The organism is Ottowia sp. (genome assembly GCF_047975795.1).
Lineage (GTDB): Bacteria > Pseudomonadota > Gammaproteobacteria > Burkholderiales > Burkholderiaceae_C > Ottowia.
This window is the reverse complement of record NZ_JBKEEE010000097.1, coordinates 1-17,822: the sequence shown is the minus strand read 5'-3', so window position 1 is coordinate 17,822 and position 17,822 is coordinate 1. Positions and strand designations below refer to the sequence as shown.

Genomic DNA, 17,822 nt, shown 5'->3' with positions numbered 1-17,822 from the left:
ACAGTCATGAATGCTGCATTGCCTTTACACACGCTGTCCACCATGAGATCCGAGGTTCATGAGGGTGATTGCCTGAACGTCTTGAAGCAGTACCCGGACGCCAGTTTTGACCTGATCGTCACCTCGCCGCCGTATGCCGATCAGCGTGCATCTACCTATGAGGGAGTTCGCCCTGACCGGTATGTGGAATGGTTCTTGCCGCGCGCGGCGGAATTTTTGCGTGTACTCAAGCCGACCGGCTCGTTTGTGCTCAACATCAAAGAAAAGGCGGTCAACGGCGAGCGTCACACTTATGTGCTTGAACTTATTCTCGCGCTGCGCCAGCAAGGCTGGTTGTGGACAGAGGAATACATCTGGCACAAGCGCAACAGTTTTCCCGGTAAATGGCCCAACCGCTTTCGTGACGCCTGGGAACGCTGCCTACATTTCACCAAGCAGCGCAAGTTCAAAATGAACCAGGATGCGGTGATGGTGCCGATGGGCGACTGGGCGCAAACACGCCTGAAATCACTGGGCAAAAACGATGTCGTGCGCTACGACTCGCAAGTTGGCAACGCTTTCGCCAAAAACATTGCCAACTGGCAAGGACGCACGATGGCGTACCCCACCAATGTGCTGCATCTGGCCACGGAATGCGGCAACAAAAATCACAGCGCGGCATTTCCCGTGACGTTGCCCAAATGGTTCATCGACTTATTTACTGATCCGGGCGATGCGGTGCTTGATCCATTTGTGGGGTCAGGGACGACGATTGAAGCAGCCGTTGGTGGTGGCCGCACAGCGGTCGGTATCGACTTGTCGCCGGAATTCGCAATACTGGCTCGGCAGCAGTTGAAGTCCGTACAAGGTGCGCTGGCGTTCACAGAAAAGAGCAACGCATGACGCTGATACAAAGCGCCGAAGGCTATGTGCAAAGCCGTATAGCGCCTGAATTCCATGACAAGCGACTTGCCAAATTGCGCGAGCTTAAATTGGCACAGGTGCTCAAACGGAAAAACCCGTATCTTTTTCGCGCTAAGGCCATCGTTAGCGCGCCCGATCTGGTCAAGCATTTGCTGCTGGCTTACCTGTCGTCCCAAGAAGAAACGATTTTCGGTGACTTTCTTGAGGGCTTGGCCATCCATATCTGCCATCAAGCGTTCGGTGGACAGAAGTCGACGGCGGAAGGCATTGATCTTGAGTTTGCGCGCGAAGGTGTGCGCTATATCGTCAGCGTCAAAAGCGGCCCCAACTGGGGCAATTCGTCGCAGATCAATAAGATGGTGCAAAACTTTGACAAAGCTCGGCGAATTGCTGGCCGTCACACACAGCTTGTGGCGGTCAACGGTTGTTGTTACGGACGAGACGCCAAGCCAGACAAAACCAAAGGCAACTATGTCAAGCTGTGCGGGCAGGATTTCTGGAACCTGATATCGGGCGAACCTTTGCTGTATCAAAAAATCATTGAACCGCTGGGTTATCAAGCCAGGCTGCGCAACGATGAGTTTGAGCAAGCGTTCGCCCGTTTGCAAACAGTGTTCACTGCCGAATTCACCAAAGATTTTTGCCTGTCCGATGGTTCAATGGATTGGGACAAACTGGTAGCGCTCAATTCAAGCGCCAAGGAGCTGTGGATTTCATGACAAGCGCACCATTGATTCAAGGCTACGAAGTCGTCATCGGCTTTGAGACGCACGCCCAGCTGCAAACGCGCAGCAAAATCTTCAGCCGTGCCAGCACCGCTTTTGGTGCCGCGCCCAACACCCAGGCCAGTCCGGTTGATCTGGCGCTGCCCGGTACGTTGCCGGTGATGAACCGGGAAGCCGTGCAGTGCGCTATCAAATTAGGATTGGCGATTGGCTCCCACATTGCGCCACGCAGTGTTTTCGCGCGAAAAAATTATTTCTACCCTGACCTGCCCAAGGGCTACCAAATTAGCCAATTCGAGATCCCGGTGGTGCAAGGCGGCGAGGTGGCGTTCTTCGTGGATGAGAACAAGCAGACCGTGCGCAAAGTGGTTCGGCTGGTGCGCGCGCATCTGGAAGAAGATGCGGGCAAGTCGCTGCATGAAGACTTTCACGGTCAATCGGGGATTGACCTGAACCGCGCGGGCACACCACTGCTGGAAATCGTGACCGAGCCTGACATGCGCAGCAGCGCCGAGGCGGTGGCTTATGCCAAAGAGCTGCACAAGATCGTCACCTGGATCGGCATTTGCGACGGCAACATGCAAGAAGGCAGCTTTCGCTGCGACGCCAACGTCAGCGTGCGTCGACCGGGCCAGCCGCTGGGCACGCGGCGCGAGATCAAGAACCTGAACAGCTTCAAGTTCATGCAGCAGGCGATTGATTTCGAGATCCGCTGGCAGATCGAGCAGATTGAGGATGGTCACGCGATTCAACAGGCCACCGTGCTGTTCGACCCCGACACCGGCGAGACCCGTGCCATGCGCAGCAAGGAAGACTCAGCCGACTACCGCTATTTCCCCGATCCGGATTTACCACCGCTCTTTATTTCGGAGCGGTGGGTTAAAGACACACAGGCGCAAATGCCCGAATTACCGCGCAAAATGGCCGAACGCCTAGTGGTCGACTACGGCCTGCCCGAGTACGACGCCACTACGCTGACGCAGTCGCCTGCCATGGGCGCATACTTTGAAGCTGCGGCGCGCGCCAGCGGCGCACCAAAGCTGGCCAGCAACTGGATCATGGGCGAAGTGTCCAAGCGTCTGAATGCGGAAGAGTTGGGCATCGAAGTGGCCAAAGTCTCGGCCGCGCAACTGGGCGCATTGATTGGCCGCATTCAGGACGGCACCATCAGCAACAACGCCGCGCGTCAGGTGTTTGAGGTGCTGTGGAATGGCGACAGCACTGAAGTCGATGCCGTGATTGAGGCCAAGGGTCTCAAGCAGATGAATGACAGCGGGGCGCTGGAACAAATCATCGACGAAGTGCTTGCTGCCAACCCCGACAATGTGGCGCAGTTCAAGGCGGGCAAGGACAAGGCATTCAATGCCCTGGTGGGCCAGGCCATGAAGGCCAGCAAAGGCAAGGCCAACCCGGCGCAGGTGAATGCGCTGTTGCGTGCCAGGCTGGAAGGCTGAGAATTGTCAGCCCACCACCCCAGTGGCGCATGACCGGGTTACGGGGCGGGCGTTTTATGAAAGCGCCAGTCAGCGCGAACTGGGTGCGGCTGCCGTCGCCGGGCTGACCGCAGTTGCCACCGCCTTGGCATCCCACAGCGGTTGGAGGCGCTCTAAAGTCGCATCAAACCGCGCATTGATGCGCTTGCGCTCTTCGGACTGGCCCGCAATGGCGCGGCGCTGCTCCTCCACGTCCTGGGCGTTGGATTCGATCGACTGGCGCAGCTTGCCGGGGGCTTTGGACGGGTCTTTGCGGTAAAACTCCATCTCGTCGTCCAACACTTTGCGGGCAGCGGCCAGATCGGCGATGCGGCTTTCAGCGACATCCACCACAGCTTGCGTCTGCGCCAGCTCTTTCTTGCGGTCGGCATCGTGGGTGGCGCGGTCAGGGTAGCGAGTGATGAGCGCCTGGTCGCGGCGCATCGCATCGCGTGCGCGTTGGGCGTCTGCCGCTTCCTGACGTTGACGTGCGACACGCGCATCACGCTCGTTGGCGGTCAGCGTGGGGGAAATGACCCGCAGCGTGACGCCCGAAGGGCTGAGTTCGCGCTGTTCGCGGTCATTGCAGGCCAGGATGGGGCGGTCAGAGGTAAGGCGTCTGCCGTTCGCATCTACGCAGACATAAATGGACTGCGCTGTGGCGGCCAGACCAGTCAGGCCCAGCACCCCGCCTGCCAGTAGATGTGGCAAATGACGAGTTACAAAATGCAGCAATAAATTCATAAGCCATTATTCAACGCCATACCGCTCGCGGTAGGCTGACACCGATTCAAAAAACTGCGAAAAATTGTCAGTCAACCGCAAATGCTGCAATAAATGGGCCAGCTTGGCGATGGCGCATACCTGCAACCCCAGGGTGTCGCGGACATATTGCACGGCCGACCAATCCACGTCGTGGCCGTTTTCGGTGGCTTTTTCTTGCCGGTCGAGCGCAATGGCCACCGCATGGGGCGCGGCACCGGCCTTTTCAATCAGCGCAATCGACTCGCGCACGGCGGTGCCTGCCGATATCACGTCGTCCACGATCAGCACCTTGCCTTGCAATGGCGCGCCCACCAGCAGGCCGCCTTCGCCATGGTCTTTGGCTTCCTTGCGGTTGTAAGCGAAGGGTTTGTTCACGCCCAGCCGGGCCAGCTCGACGGCCACCACCGCACCCAGCGGAATACCTTTGTAGGCGGGGCCAAAAATCACATCGAACTCGATGCCCGAAGCGAGCAAGGCACGCGCATAGAATTGCCCCAGCCGCAGCATCTTGGTGCCATCGTCAAACAAGCCCGCGTTGAAAAAGTAAGGCGACAGCCGCCCGGCCTTGGTCTTGAATTCGCCAAAGCGCAGCACGCCGCAGTCAATGGCGAACTGCACAAACTCTGCGGCCAGCGCATCTTGCGCGCTGTGGTCAACGGGGGCTTGAGTTGAAGTCTGCGGCGTATTCATTGGAGTCATCCTTTTTGTTCAAACTCACCAGTCTCAACCTGAACGGCATTCGCTCGGCCACCACCAAAGGCTTGGCGGCCTGGCTGGCGCAGCACGCGCCGGATTGTATTTGCGTGCAGGAAATCAAGGCCCAATGGCCTGATTTGCAAGGCAAGTTCGAGCAACTGGCAGGCATGCGCGGTTATTTTCAATTGGCTGAGAAAAAGGGCTATTCCGGCGTGGGCGTGTACACCCGGCACGAACCCAGCGACATCATCATCGGCTACGGCGCGCCCGAGTTCGACGCCGAAGGGCGCTACGTGGAAGTGCGCTTTGATACCCCCAGGCGCAAGCTCAGTGTCATCAGCAGTTATTTCCCCAGCGGCTCATCCGGTCCCGAGCGGCAAGAAGCCAAATACCGCTTTCTGGACGGCTTTTATCCCGTCTTGCAGCGCCTGAAGGCCGAGCGCGACTTTGTGCTGTGCGGCGACATCAACATCGCCCATCAAGAAATTGACCTGAAAAACTGGAAGAGCAACCAGAAAAACAGCGGTTTTCTGCCCGAAGAGCGCGCCTGGCTCTCACGCGTGCTGGACGATGTGGGCCTGGTGGATGTGTACCGGCACCTTAGGCCCGACGCTACCGGTGACGCCTACACCTGGTGGAGCAACCGCGGCCAAGCCTATGCCAAGAACGTGGGCTGGCGCCTCGACTACCACTTGGCCACGCCCGCCATCGCCGCAGCCGCCCGCACCGAATCGATCTACAAAGGTGAAAAGTTTTCTGACCATGCGCCGCTGACCATCGACTACGAGCTTCAGGTTTGACCGCAGTGGTCAAGGTTCAGGGTTCAGCACCTCAGGATTCAGCCTCTGATCGTGCGCGCTCATCGCCCCCAGCGGTTGGGCTGATCGGGGTCGTACACCACGGTGCCCACACCCACGCCGACATCTGCCCGCGCGCCACCTACGGGCATGCTGGCACCTGCGCCCGCGCCCGCCGACACCTGCCCGCGCTGGTTGACGCCGACACCCACACCCACCGGGCCTGCACCTGCACCCAAACCCACGTTGGCGTTGCCGCCCGAATCCATGCCTACGCCGATCGACACGCCCGGTGCCAGCGGCACGCCAATGCCGATGCCTGCGGCGCAGCCCGAAAGAGCCACTGCTGCCAACACTGCGGTAAGCCATGTGCCGCTGCCCATGGTTGGGTCTGGCGTGGACTGCCACGCGCAGTGCGGTGCGGTGGTTTTGGGGCGAGTGGTGGTGCGCGGCATGGATGGCGTGTCAAACGAAAACGGAAGGGGTGAGGCGAAGGTGGGCGGAGAAGGCACGTGGAGAAGGCGCGCAGTTTGATGCTTCAGTGTGCTCCCGCCTTGCCCAACGCCTTACGCCAGCAGCGCGTTGACCCGGCGCACATAGCCTGCAGGGTCGTCCGGCAGACCGCCTTCGGCCAGCAGGGCCTGGTCGAACAGCACTTGCGCCAGATCGTCAAAGCGTGCGTCGCCGCCTTCCAGGCGCTGGATGAGGGCGTGTTCGGGGTTGATTTCCAGTACCGGCTTGGTTTCTGAGACGGGCTGGCCAGATTGCTTGAGCAGGCGCGCCATTTGCAGGCTGATGCCTGCGTCTTTCACGACCAGGCAGGCGGGCGAATCGACCAGGCGGGTGGTGATGCGCACGTCCTCCACCTGATCTTTCAGCGCGGTTTTCAGCTTGTCCAGCAGTGGCCTGGCGGCATCGGCGGCGGCGTCAAAGGCTTTTTTCTCGGCCTCGTCCTGCAAATCGCCCAAGTCGACCGCACCCTTGGCCACCGATTGCAGCGGCGTGCCATCAAATTCGTTGAAGAACGACAGCGCCCACTCGTCCACGCGGTCGGTCATCAGCAGCACTTCGATGTCCTTTTTGCGAAACAGCTCCAGTTGCGGGCTGTGCTGGGCAGCGGCCAGGCTGTCGGCGGTGATGTAGTAGATGGCCTTTTGGCCTTCTTTCATGCGCGCCTTGTATTCAGCCAGCGACACCGTAGGCGACTCGCTGCGGGTCGAGGCGTAGCGCAGCAGCTTGGCGATGCGCTCGCGGTTGGCGGTGTCTTCGCCCAGGCCCTCCTTCAGCACCGCGCCAAAGGCGGCCCAGAAAGTGGCGTATTTGTCTTGCGCAGGCGTGGATTCGGCAGATTTGCTGGCCTTGGCCTCGGCGTCTGACGAATCGGCGGCTTCAGCAGGCTTGGCCAGGTCTTCAATCAGGCCCAGCACGCGGCGCGTGTTGCCTTCGCGGATGGCTTTCACGTCGCGGCTTTCTTGCAGCAGCTCGCGGCTGACGTTCAGCGGCAAATCGGCCGAATCGACCACGCCCTTGACGAAGCGCAGGTAGCGCGGCAGCAGCTGCTCGGCGTCGTCCATGATGAACACGCGCTTGACGTACAGCTTGACGCCGCGCCGGGCATCGCGGTCCCACAAATCCATCGGCGCATGGCTGGGCAGGTACAGCAGTTGCGTGTACTCGGTGCTGCCTTCGACGCGGTTGTGCGTCCAGGCCAGCGGCGGCTGCCAGTCGTGCGCCAGCTGCTCATAAAACTGGGTGTACTGCTCGTCGGTCACGTCCTTCTTGGGCCGCGTCCACAGCGCCGTGGCCTGGTTGATGGTTTCCCACTCGCCGGTTTTCACCATCTGGCCGGGCTGGCCTTCTTCCTTGCCCTCTTCCCACTTCTCGCCTTCCATCTTGATCGGGATGGCGATGTGGTCGGAGTACTTGGACACCAGCTCGCGGATGCGCCAGCCGTCGGCGTACTGCAGCGCATCGTCGCGCAGGTGCAGCGTGACGCTGGTGCCACGCGTGGCGCGCATGATGCGCTCCACCTCAAAATCGCCCGCGCCGCCGCTGGCCCAACGCACGCCCTCATCGGCAGGCAAGCCCGCGCGGCGCGACTCCACGGTGATCTTGTCGGCGACGATGAAGCCCGAATAAAAGCCCACGCCAAACTGCCCGATCAGCTGCGCGTCGGCCTTCTGGTCGCCACTCAGCTTGCCCATGAAGTCGCGCGTGCCGCTTTTGGCGATGGTGCCCAGGTGGGCCACCGCCTCGGCTTCGCTCATGCCGATGCCGGTGTCGGTCACCGTCAGCGTCTCGGCGGTCTTGTCAAACGTCAGGCGAATCTCCAGCTCGGGCTGGTCGCCGTACAGCGCGCTATCGGCCAGCGCCTCGAAGCGCAGTTTGTCGCAGGCGTCGGACGCGTTGGAGACCAGCTCGCGCAAGAAGATCTCGGGGTTGGAATACAGCGAATGGGTGACCAGGTGCAGAAGCTGGGCCACTTCGGCCTGGAAGGCGTGTTTTTGGGTGGTCATGGGGTTTGGATGAACGAACAAAACCTGCAATTATGGGCACCTCTTGTGCATTCAAGTACGGCTATCTGGCGATACCGGACACGCGGAATGTGTTTCCCATTGATTTGGCCTGAAGCTGCCAATCCCATGCCTCTGACAAAATAAGCGAACAACATGTTGTAGCGAATGTAGAAGATGCCTGCTTACTATGAATTTTTTGCTGGTGGTGGGATGGCGCGCGCTGGCCTGGGCGAGGGGTGGACTTGTTTGTTCGCCAATGACATCTCAGAGAAAAAGGCGGAGTCTTATCGAGCCAACTGGGGTGATCAACATCTGCATGTTGGCGACGTATTCGAGGTGGGCACGCACCAATTGACTGCTCAAGCGGATGTGATGTGGGGGTCGTTTCCGTGCCAGGATTTGTCCCTTGCTGGTCACGGCCGTGGACTGTCAGGCGAACGCAGTGGCAGCTTCTGGGGATTTTGGCAACTGGTTCGTCAACTTCGCCGAGAAGGTCGAAAGCCTTGCACGGTTGTGCTTGAAAATGTTTATGGCATGTTGACCGCCCACGATGGAAAAGACTTCGACCAAATCAGCCGTGCTTTGGCTCAAGAGGGATATCAGTTTGGAGCCATGGTGATTGATGCAGTGCACTTCACGCCACAGTCACGCCCACGACTTTTCATTGTGGGGATTGACGAGGCGCTTTCCATCCCGAAGCACTTGGCCTCTGATCTGCCCACGCCAGCCTGGCATCCGAGTTCTGTCATTCGTGCCTGGCACCGACTCCCGGACCGTCTCAAAACTTCGTGGATATGGTGGAACCCTCCTCCCCCTTTGGGTCGCGGCGTCAGCCTGGATGAACTCATTGAGATCGAACCCACTGGAGTAGCGTGGAACGACGAAGCTGCGACATTAAAACTGCTGCAAAGCATGACCGAGGTTAACCGGCGCAAGGTGTTGGAGGCACAACGGTGCGCAGGCATCAAAGTTGGAACCATCTACAAACGTACACGGGCGGGCATAGTACGCGCCGAAGCGCGGTTTGATGGCATTGCTGGGTGTTTGAGAACTCCTTCAGGCGGATCGAGTCGGCAGACCATTCTGGTAGTAAACGGTCCTCACGTTCGCAGTCGGCTCATCTCGCCGCGCGAGGCAGCACGATTGATGGGCTTGCCTGATACCTATCACCTACCCAAAAACTACAACGATGCTTACCATCTGTTGGGCGACGGCGTGGTCGTCCCGGTGGTCGCCCATCTCAGGCAGCACCTATTTGATGCCGTCATAGCGGTCAATGGTAGGCACACGAAGCAGCACGCCGCATGACCACCAATGAACATGATGCAGCACGGTCGAATGTTTCGGCCACTGAACTACCGTTTGAAACGCAGCAGTTGCGTGCAGCGCTGTCGGGTTTTCTCGACCAAATTTATACCTTGCCCGACAGAAAAAAGATTCGATTGGGCGCTGTGGTCTGGGGCGTATATGCATTCTTTGACTACGATGGCGAGCCAATATACGTTGGTCAAACCAAGGAACGCATCGGAACGCGCATTCGACGCCACCTGACCAATCAGCGCACAGACGCGGTGGCCATGAATGTGCTCGATCCTTTTGAAGTTCATTCCATCACAGTGTGGCCTTTGCCTGAGTTTCAATCAGAACGCACAAGCAACGCCACAGCAAAAGCGCACCTCAACGCACTGGAGCATGCCGTGTTTCGGCAGCTTTTAAAGCAATCTGAGTTCAACGCAGTACTGAACGAAAAGAACCCTCCTGAGCCAACGGTCAACATCCAGATGCCTGCCTCAATCAGCGGGAGCATTGTTTCAAAGGAGGTTAGCCGGTTGCGCGATCACCCTGACTTGCGCATTGCTCATCGTGCAGCAACGCTTGCCAAACTCGCACAGGTGATCAGTGAGCGAAAGGTGCAAAAAGGGCTGCGCCACACGCTACTGGCGCAAGCCCAACGTCTTCAAGCATTGGCTCAACGTCGTTATGACCATGCAGCCGACATGCCCGAAGACAGTGGTGACGAATAGCGCATAACAGCATCAAAATTTTTCATTCGCCCCCAGATACCGCCACTGCCCCACGGGCAGCTGGCCCAGGGTGACGCGGCCGATGCGGATGCGTTTGAGGCCGGTGACTTTGAGGCCCACCTGCTCGCACATGCGGCGGATTTGGCGTTTTTTGCCTTCGCGCAGCACAAAGCGCAGTTGCTCGGGGTTTTGCCAGTCGACCTGCGCGGGCTTGAGCGTCTGGCCGTCCAGGCTGAGACCGTGGCGCAGGCGGGCCAACCCCTCGTGCGGAAAGGCAGCTTGCACGTTCTGCTGCACCTCACCGTAGGCCACGCGCACCAAATATTCTTTGTCCACGTCGGAGTTCTCACCGATCAACTGGCGGGCCACGCGGCCGTCTTGCGTCAGCACCAAGAGGCCGACCGAGTCAATGTCCAGCCGTCCGGCGGGGGCCAAACCCCGCAGCTGCGCAGGCGAAAAGCGGGTGCGCGCCGCATCGCCACGCCAATGGCTGCGTGCGTTGATGAGGGTGACGGCGGGCTGGTGCCCGTCTTCGGCCTGGCCGCTGACGTAGCCCACCGGTTTGTGCAGCAAGATGGTCACGCGCTGGGCCTGGGCGGCGTCGGCCTGCTGGTCCACGCGCACGTCGTCTTGCGGCGTGACCTTCAGGCCCATCACAGCGATCTGACCATTGACGCGCACCCAGCCGCGCTCGATCCACTCATCCGCCTCGCGGCGCGAGCACAGGCCCAGATCGGCCAGGCGCTTGTTCAGGCGCACGGCGTCGGTGGGCGCAGCGGCAGTGGGACGGGGCGCGCGGCGGAAACGAGGAGTGTCAGACATCACAAGACCAGGCAAGACATGGATTGCTTCAGTATTGATAGCTTTTGATGCTTTGTCATCAAGCGCCAACGGTGTATTTTGTCATGATGAAGGTACTGCGCTGGGGTTGAATGTTGACGCAACGGTTTTACTGCCCCGCGCCGCGCAGCAGCAGACTCAGCGTGCACAAAACAGGCAGCGCGGCACGGCTGTCTGGGCTGCGCAGGTGCGCCAGCATCGACCGCAACAGTGCGGCGCAGCGGCTCAGGCCCGCCTGTTGCAGTGCCGCAGCCTGCGCCTGGCACCGCGCCGCCATGCTGCCGCCCTGATGCAGCAAGCCCTGCCGCAGCCACTGGGCCAGCAGGGCCTGGGTTTGTTGCACCACGGCGCTGCGTGCCGAGGGCGTGATGGCGGCAACCTGCATGGACAAGGACTGTGGCGCAGCGGCCTCCAACGGCAACACCACGGCACGCTGTGTGGTCAGCAGCGCCAGGGGCTGCATCCATGCGGCACCGTCTTGCAGCCATGCGGTGCCTGCCACGGCGCGCACCTCGCCCCATTCGCCCGCCAGTGCGCGCGCCAACGCATCGACCGCGCCGGGGGTAATGGCGCGGTGCGGCAGGGCCAGGTGCAGCGGCAGGCCAGTGGCCTTATCCGCAGTGGCCTCGTCCGCAGTGGGGCCAGCGGCTGGGCTGGCGGCTGTGTCGGCGGGCGGCGCGTCCGCCTGCAACCGCGCATGCAGCACCTGGGTGGCGGCATCCCAATGGCTGTCGACTGGGTGCCGCTGCTCGCTAAACAGCACGTGCAGCGCTCCGGCGGCTCCTCCCACAGCGCCGCTGGCGGCGTGGCGTGGCAAAACAAAGTCGGGCAGTGTGTTTTTGAGCTGCGCGATCAGCGCGGGCACCGAGTCCACCCGCAGGGGTGCACGCAAATCGTCCCACGACGAGGGCGACAGCGGCATCACCCCGGTTTGGCGCGTGCCTGCGGTGATGTCGATGCGACCATTGGCGCGGCGCGTGGCCGTCTTGGTGATGATTTGCCCCGCGGCCAACTGGCGCAGCGGAAAGCCCGCCACGCGCCGACTGGCCAGCGGCATGGGTTGGCCGCCAGCGGCGGCATCGACCGCACGCGGCCACTGCCGCTCCAGCACGGTGATCGATTGCGTGTCGGGGTCGGCCAGTAGCACGTCGGCCCCTTCGCCGCTGTCGTCAGACCACAGCACAGCGCCCAGCGACACCAGCCGCAGGTGATCCAGCGCCACCTCGCCTTTGATGCCCAACCCCAGGATTTGGCTGGCCAGCCGTGGTGGCAATGCGCCGCCGTTGGCCAGAGATTGGGCATGCACGGCGGCGCGCAGGCGTGCCCACAGCTCGGCCATCACGGCCAGCAGGCGCTGCACATCAAAGCGGCTGCTGCGCGCTTGCTGCGCTTGCAACAGTTGCCAAAGCTCGTCAATGCCATCGTCCACCCAGCGCCATTGCAGCGCCTGCACCTGCGCGCGCAAAGCCTCGATGCGGGCCGACAGCGCCAGCAGGGGCTGGCCCGATCCTTCCATCCACACCGCCAGCAACAGCGCTTCAAGCTGGGTTTGCGCGGCGTGGGTTGCTTCGTCATCCAGCCAGGATGTGGCGGCGTGCAAGGTAGGGGCATCGGCGGATCGCGGCGACAGCGCCACCATGCGTTCGGCTTCGCCTGGCTGCCATGCGCCCGCCTGCTGAAATGCCCACACGGCCAGCACCACGTGCGCACAGCCGCTGCCTTGCTTGCAGTCGCAGCGGGCATGCGCCAGCGCGTTGCGTGAGAAAAAGCGCACGCTGCACATCGGCAGGTGTGCCACGGGCGGGGTGCGGGCGTTGCGCCAGGGTTGCACCGCAATCACCGGGCGCGCGGCGGCCAGCTTGGCGGCCTGCTCCAGCACCGACGGCGCAAAGCTGGCGGCCAGCGCCGCATCGTCAAACTGTGCTGGACTCCATGCGCCTGCGGCCATCTGGCTGGTGCCTGCGATGTGGGCCGCAAGGGGGAGGTCATCGTTTTGTGCAGCGTTGGCAGGCGGTGCCGTTGGTGCCGTTGGTGCCGTTGGTGCTGTTTGTGCTGTTGTGTCACTGATCGCCGCCTGTGCCTGATAGGCCAGCACCAGCGTCACCCGGTGGCGGCACATGGTGCTGGCCGGGCAGGTGCAATCGGCATCGCGCAGCGTGCGCTCGGGCGGCAGGCGTGTGGCGGTGCCGTCGTCGAAGCGGGCCGTGACCGTGCCGTCGGCCGACACGTCAAGCTGAGGCAGCAGCCCTGCTGCCACGTCTTTTTGCGCGCGCTTGACGAAGCCCGCATTGGCCAGCGCCGTCAGCGCCTCGGGCGAAAGTTCAAGCAAGTCGTGGCGGATCATGGGGCTTGTTGTTTTGCGGCTGTCAGCCCTGCACTTTTTCGGCCAGCCAGCCGGCCAGTTGGCCGGGCGTCATCGCACCGACTTGCGCACCTTCTTGCACCAGCCGCGCGGCCATTTCGCGGTCGTAGGCGGGCGCGGCCTGTGCGTCCAGCGCGGCCAGGCCCAACACTTTGGTGCCGCCTTCCACCAGCGCTTTCACGCGCCGCACCAGCTCGCTGGCGCTGCCGCCTTCGTAAAAGTCGCTCACCAGCACCACGATGCTCTTGCCGGGGTTGGCGATCAGCGATTGCGCATAGGCCACGGCCTGGGCGATGTCGGTGCCGCCGCCCAGTTGCACTTTCATCAGCAGCTCGACCGGGTCGGACACGTCGGCGGTGAGATCGACCACGGCGGTGTCAAACGCCACCAGGCGCGTGCGCATGCCAGGCAACTGCCACAGGCAGGCCGCCATGACAGCGCTGTGGATGACCGAATCGACCATCGAGCCGCTTTGGTCGATCAGCAAGATGATGTCCCACGACTCGGTATGGCGGCGCGTGCGGCTGTTGAAAATGGGCGTGTCCAGGTACAAGCGCTGGCGCGCCGGGTCGTACCGGTGCAGGTTGCGGACGATGGTGCGTTTGAAGTCGAAATTGCGCGCAATTTTCATGCGCGAGAGGCGGCGGCGGTCACGCGTGCCGCTGAACGCCTGACGCACCTCTGTGGCCAGCTTTTCCATGATGCGGCGCACCACCTCGGCCACCAGCTTGCGCGCGGCGGCCAGCACGTCGGGGTTCATCAAATGCTTGGTGTGCAGCACCGCGCGCAGCAGCGATTCAGACGGCTCGATGCGCTCCAGCACGTCCAGATTGGTCACTACCTCGTCAATGCCGAAGCGCTCTACGGCGTCGCGCTCCAGTCGTTCGATCACCTCTTTGGGAAACAACCGGTGGATGGTGTTGATCCAGTCTGGCGTGGTCAGCGCCGACGGCCCCAGCCCCGCGCTGCGTTCGCCGCGCGATGCACGGTCGTCATCGCGCCCGTAAAGCCAGTCCAGCGCCGCATCAGCGGCTTGTGCATCGGCGCTCAGCGCGCCGCAGGCGGCTTCGGCCGGGTCGCACAGCAGCAAGCGCCAGCGCTGCAAGGGGGAAGAAAGCTCAAGCGGCATGCGGCAACCCTTTGCGTTTATTTATCGGCACCGGCACCAGCACCGACTTCGACGCCGATTCCCCAGGCGGCCAGCGCCTCCATCGCGGCTTGTTCAGCCCACTGCGTCTGTGCCACCTCTTCGGCTGAGAACGTGCCGTCGCCGGGGGCGGTCAGCACCCTGCGGGGCAGCCCAGCCGCGTCGTGCAAGGCCAATACTTGATCGGCCAGCGCCCCGCGCTCTTGCGCTGGCAGCCAGGCGAAGGCCGCGCGCAGGCTGGGCAGGGCCTGCACAAAATCAGCATGGTCCAGCGCCTGCACCATGTGATCCATACCGGTGGCGAAAGCGGGTTCGGACGACAGTGCTTCGCGCGCCAAGGCCAGCAGGCCGGTGAGCGCATCGCCCAGCACGGGCGCGGGCAGGGTGCCCAGCAGGTGCATGGCGTGGTGCATGGCGTCGGCCACATCCATCCCCTCGCTCGTGCCCTGTTCTGCGGCACTACCGCGCCCGGCCAGGCTGAGAGCCGCGCCGAGCGCCGCGCCGCGGCTGACGGGCGCGGCGGTGGCATCGGCTGCTTTGCGTTGCCACACGGCCAGCGCGCGGGCCGGTTCGATGCGCAGCGGTGCGGGGTGGTCAAGGCTGTGGGTGCTATCAGCCCCGGCCAGCACGTCGGCCACGATCTGGCGCAGTGCCATGTGGCCGTGCAGGTGCGGCTCAAACTCAGCCAGCGCGACGGCGGCAGGCGGCTCCAGCAGCCACAGGGCGCGGTCAAAGCCCGCTTCGATCACCACGCGCAGCACGGGCGCGTCGGCCATGCCCAGCATCTGGCCATGGCGCAGCAGGGTGTGCAGCAAACCCAGTGCCGGGGCCAGCGCCTCAAAACGGGGTTCGTTGGCCATGGCCGATTGCAGCTCGCCCAGCAGGCGGCGACTGAGCGCGGCCAGCCCGGCCCAGGCGGCCTGGTTCAGCCCCTCGGCCAGCGGCGCGATGCGGCCTTGCGCCCGGCGCAGCCGGTCTTCAAGTTTGGCGCGGGCGGCATCGATCAGGGTGGCACCCCAGGCACCGGCCTCGATCAGCGCGGCTTGCTGCTCCAAAGGCTCTGACAGTTGCCAGACCTCGGCGCGCTCGCCCGACAGGGCTTGCTTGGGGCCGTGCTGGCGCGTGATGCCGGGCAGGCCCAGAATGCGCAGGCGGTGCAGCGCCTGGCTTTTGGCGCGGTCAGCGTCGCGCAGCAAATCCAATTCCAGCGTTCCGCGCAGCACGATGCCCAACGCCGCCAATTCGCTGCGCACCGACTCAACCAGCGGCGGTTGTGGCGTGCCGGGTGCCAACTGGCCCACCACGTCACCGGCCAGCACGTCCATGGCTTCGACCAGCACCGGGTCGGTACCGACGCGCATGGGGCCACGATACGTCCAGGGCAAGGGCGCATCCAACGCAGTTTTGACCAGCGCCCCCGCCAGGGCATCCAGCCAGTCGCTGCGCAGGGGCTGGGCGTGGCCGCGCAGGCGCGCCAGCCCCTGCGCGCGCAGGTGCACGGCCATCAAGTCGGCGGTGGAGGCGGGCAGTTTTTTCTCGCGCAGGCGGCGCACCACGCCTTCGAGTGCGCGCGCTGCCGCGCCGTCCACGCCGCACTCCCACACCCATTGGTAATACGCCGGTGATGGCATGCCCGAGGCATAACCGGCAAACGCATCCAGCCGCTTGAAGGTGTAGGGCACCAGGTAAGAGCCAAATCGCGCTTCAGTGCCATTCTGATCAGCACTCAATGCTTCTGAATTGGCAGCATTTTCAGAAGTTTGCCCTTCACTTTTCGATGGCTGCGGCGTGGCAGGCAGATCGCCGGGCATGGCCTGCCACAGCCGCGCCAGCGCAGGCGCGTGGTAGCCGCCGCAGACCACCAACACGCGCCCGGCCGCGCCGCCCGATTGCGCCACAGCCCAGGCGATCCAGCGGGCCATCATTTGCTCGCGCGCCTGATTGCCGGATGAGCCAGGATCGTCCGCAGGCCGCAGGTGGTTGAAATAGGTGGCCAGCTTTTGCGCCAGCTCGTCCAGCGCTTGGCCGCTGGCATGGTCCTCTTCAAACAGGTGATCCCACAGTGCATCGCGGCCCTGTACCGACAGGGCCTGGGTCAGTGCGTCTTCGTACGCCTCGGCGTGGCGCGCGTGTTCGGCATCGGCGACATCGGCGTAGCGGTTTTCCGTATCCGAAAAGGCGTTGTGCCAGGCGGGCAAATCGATGAAACGCCCTTGCGCGCCCACCTCGTGCGCAGCTTGCAGCGCCTGCCATTCGGGCGAATGCTCGGCCAATGGCGACCAAGAACTGCGGTGCATGTCATCGCTGGACAGATAGCTGTAAATCGCCACCGGCAACCGGTGCGGCAGCGTCAGCTCGTCCAGCCGGTCATTGAAATCGGCTGGCCCTTCAATCAGCACATAGGCGGGCTTGAGCGCGCGAATGCGTTGCGCCACCAGCCGCGCGCAGGCCGGGCTGTGGTGGCGGATGCCGAGGATGTTGGGCGAAGGGGCTGTCGACACGGGCCTCCACTCAGGCTGTCACCACGACAGACATTGCATAGCTGCTTGTCATGGCAGGTACTTCTACCCAGTCAATTTGATGTATCGAAATTCGTCCGAAAATTTAAGGGCGAGGCTTTGCCCGCCTGTATTGCGACTTGCTTCCCACTCTTTGTCCTGATGGGTCTTCGTTAGCACAAATTCGACCAGCGCAAATCACGACATCTGATGCATAGAACGCTTGCACGATAGCCACGGCGCTCTCATAGCGCTGTAATTCCTCCTTGCTGCTGGAAAGCTCACGACGGTAGTAATCAAGCATCGTCCACCCGACCAGGAGCGCAAGTATCAAGATTGCTCCGCAAACAGCAAACCATATCCAGACCGTCCTGTCTGCCTTTCTTAGCAGCGCGAAAGCCGCCGATGTATCCCGACTATGCTGCGCGGCAACGCTGGTCACCACGTCCTTTGCATTCTTGGTAATCTGAGAGCTTGCGCCACGAACGATGCTGTCGATCTTGTCATCGAGTTGAATGACTTCGCTTTGCAGGAGCTGCATGCGCAAGTCAAAATTCGCTTGCATCCGCTCTTCTCGCTGTTCGAATTTCGCCATCAACGCCGCCTGGAGTTTGACTGTACTCTGCAACGACGTTAATAGTTCTGGGAGCAAGCGGTCTTCAGCCATGAGCGTATTCCGTGATTGACTTGGAAATCAACGCGACATCACCGGAATCTGCTGCGTCGCATGCTCTGGCTGCATATTGCGCTGCTGAAGTTCTGTAGCAGCTTGGTCTCGGCCCTGCTGCTCCAAGCTCCACATTTGCGGCGACTGCGCAATCTGGGTGGCTGCACGGACGATGTCCGCATCATTTCCTGTTGAAAGCGCTGCGGCTAATCGGTCAAGCTCCGGATCACCGGTTCTGTCCAACATCGACTTCTCAAGACGAGTTCCTTCCAAACTCGCATGGTGACCTCTAGGGAAGGTCTGCACAACCCCCGCTGCAGGGCGAGGTGACGCGTGAATGTTCACATGGCGAAACGAGCGTTGAATTTCTCATCGTTTTGCGCTGTTTTTGGTTCGCTTGACCCTGATTT

General features: G+C 62.0%; 16 protein-coding genes. 6 read left to right on the top strand and 10 right to left on the bottom strand.

The genetic code is table 11. The annotated features are described in order from the left end of the window. Positions 1–6: 6 nt before the first annotated feature. The 3 genes from ACK5NW_RS14750 to gatB are packed head-to-tail and all read left to right on the top strand — an operon-like array spanning position 7 to position 3,082. Positions 7–882: a DNA-methyltransferase gene (locus tag ACK5NW_RS14750; protein ID WP_416929402.1), complete on the top strand. Its 876-nt coding sequence runs from the start codon at positions 7–9 to the stop codon at positions 880–882. Then, complete coding sequence (locus ACK5NW_RS14745) at positions 879–1,622, top strand: PmeII family type II restriction endonuclease (protein WP_416929400.1); 744 nt, start codon at positions 879–881, stop codon at positions 1,620–1,622. The genes ACK5NW_RS14750 and ACK5NW_RS14745 overlap by 4 nt, the downstream gene beginning before the upstream one ends. After that, positions 1,619–3,082 carry an Asp-tRNA(Asn)/Glu-tRNA(Gln) amidotransferase subunit GatB gene (gene gatB, locus ACK5NW_RS14740; RefSeq protein ID WP_416929397.1) on the top strand — a complete coding sequence of 488 codons (1,464 nt, stop codon included), beginning with the start codon at positions 1,619–1,621 and terminating at the stop codon, positions 3,080–3,082. Before ACK5NW_RS14745 ends, gatB begins: the two co-directional genes overlap by 4 nt. 69 nt (positions 3,083–3,151) lie before the next feature. On the opposite strand, the gene ACK5NW_RS14735 is transcribed toward gatB, so the two are convergent. Continuing rightward, positions 3,152–3,844 carry a DUF4124 domain-containing protein gene (locus ACK5NW_RS14735; RefSeq protein WP_416929395.1) on the bottom strand — a complete coding sequence of 231 codons (693 nt, stop codon included), beginning with the start codon at positions 3,842–3,844 and terminating at the stop codon, positions 3,152–3,154. Between the two features lie 6 nt (positions 3,845–3,850). Next, positions 3,851–4,555 (bottom strand): orotate phosphoribosyltransferase, encoded by a 705-nt coding sequence (gene pyrE / locus ACK5NW_RS14730; RefSeq protein WP_416929393.1) that lies wholly within the window; start codon positions 4,553–4,555, stop codon positions 3,851–3,853. A gap of 14 nt (positions 4,556–4,569) precedes the next feature. Between pyrE and ACK5NW_RS14725 the strand changes: the two genes are divergently transcribed. Further along, positions 4,570–5,361 (top strand): exodeoxyribonuclease III, encoded by a 792-nt coding sequence (locus ACK5NW_RS14725; protein ID WP_416929391.1) that lies wholly within the window; start codon positions 4,570–4,572, stop codon positions 5,359–5,361. Between the two features lie 59 nt (positions 5,362–5,420). Here the strand turns inward: ACK5NW_RS14725 and ACK5NW_RS14720 are convergent, their stop codons facing one another. Both ACK5NW_RS14720 and htpG read right to left on the bottom strand, forming a co-directional pair. Beyond that, complete coding sequence (locus ACK5NW_RS14720) at positions 5,421–5,813, bottom strand: hypothetical protein (RefSeq protein WP_416929389.1); 393 nt, start codon at positions 5,811–5,813, stop codon at positions 5,421–5,423. 111 nt (positions 5,814–5,924) lie between these two features. Then, on the bottom strand, positions 5,925–7,874 hold the full coding sequence (htpG, locus tag ACK5NW_RS14715) for a molecular chaperone HtpG (RefSeq protein ID WP_416929387.1): 1,950 nt from the start codon (positions 7,872–7,874) through the stop codon (positions 5,925–5,927). 174 nt (positions 7,875–8,048) lie between these two features. On the opposite strand from htpG, the gene ACK5NW_RS14710 reads away from it, so the two are divergent. Continuing rightward, positions 8,049–9,182: a DNA cytosine methyltransferase gene (locus ACK5NW_RS14710; RefSeq protein ID WP_416929384.1), complete on the top strand. Its 1,134-nt coding sequence runs from the start codon at positions 8,049–8,051 to the stop codon at positions 9,180–9,182. After that, on the top strand, positions 9,179–9,898 hold the full coding sequence (locus ACK5NW_RS14705; protein ID WP_416929382.1) for a GIY-YIG nuclease family protein: 720 nt from the start codon (positions 9,179–9,181) through the stop codon (positions 9,896–9,898). Before ACK5NW_RS14710 ends, ACK5NW_RS14705 begins: the two co-directional genes overlap by 4 nt. Positions 9,899–9,910: 12 nt before the next feature. On the opposite strand, the gene ACK5NW_RS14700 is transcribed toward ACK5NW_RS14705, so the two are convergent. The 6 genes from ACK5NW_RS14700 to ACK5NW_RS14675 form a co-directional block, all read right to left on the bottom strand. Next, positions 9,911–10,720: a pseudouridine synthase gene (locus tag ACK5NW_RS14700; protein ID WP_416929380.1), complete on the bottom strand. Its 810-nt coding sequence runs from the start codon at positions 10,718–10,720 to the stop codon at positions 9,911–9,913. A 127-nt stretch (positions 10,721–10,847) separates the two neighbouring features. Next, complete coding sequence (locus ACK5NW_RS14695) at positions 10,848–13,082, bottom strand: SWIM zinc finger family protein (RefSeq protein WP_416929378.1); 2,235 nt, start codon at positions 13,080–13,082, stop codon at positions 10,848–10,850. Between the two features lie 22 nt (positions 13,083–13,104). Next, positions 13,105–14,229, bottom strand: coding sequence for a VWA domain-containing protein (locus ACK5NW_RS14690; RefSeq protein ID WP_416929376.1), 1,125 nt, complete (start codon positions 14,227–14,229; stop codon positions 13,105–13,107). 17 nt (positions 14,230–14,246) lie between these two features. Then, complete coding sequence (locus tag ACK5NW_RS14685) at positions 14,247–16,748, bottom strand: DUF5682 family protein (protein WP_416929374.1); 2,502 nt, start codon at positions 16,746–16,748, stop codon at positions 14,247–14,249. 103 nt (positions 16,749–16,851) lie between these two features. Next, complete coding sequence (locus tag ACK5NW_RS14680; protein ID WP_416929372.1) at positions 16,852–17,412, bottom strand: hypothetical protein; 561 nt, start codon at positions 17,410–17,412, stop codon at positions 16,852–16,854. 27 nt (positions 17,413–17,439) lie between these two features. Further along, positions 17,440–17,658 (bottom strand): hypothetical protein, encoded by a 219-nt coding sequence (locus ACK5NW_RS14675; RefSeq protein ID WP_416929370.1) that lies wholly within the window; start codon positions 17,656–17,658, stop codon positions 17,440–17,442. Between the last annotated feature and the right edge of the window lie 164 nt (positions 17,659–17,822).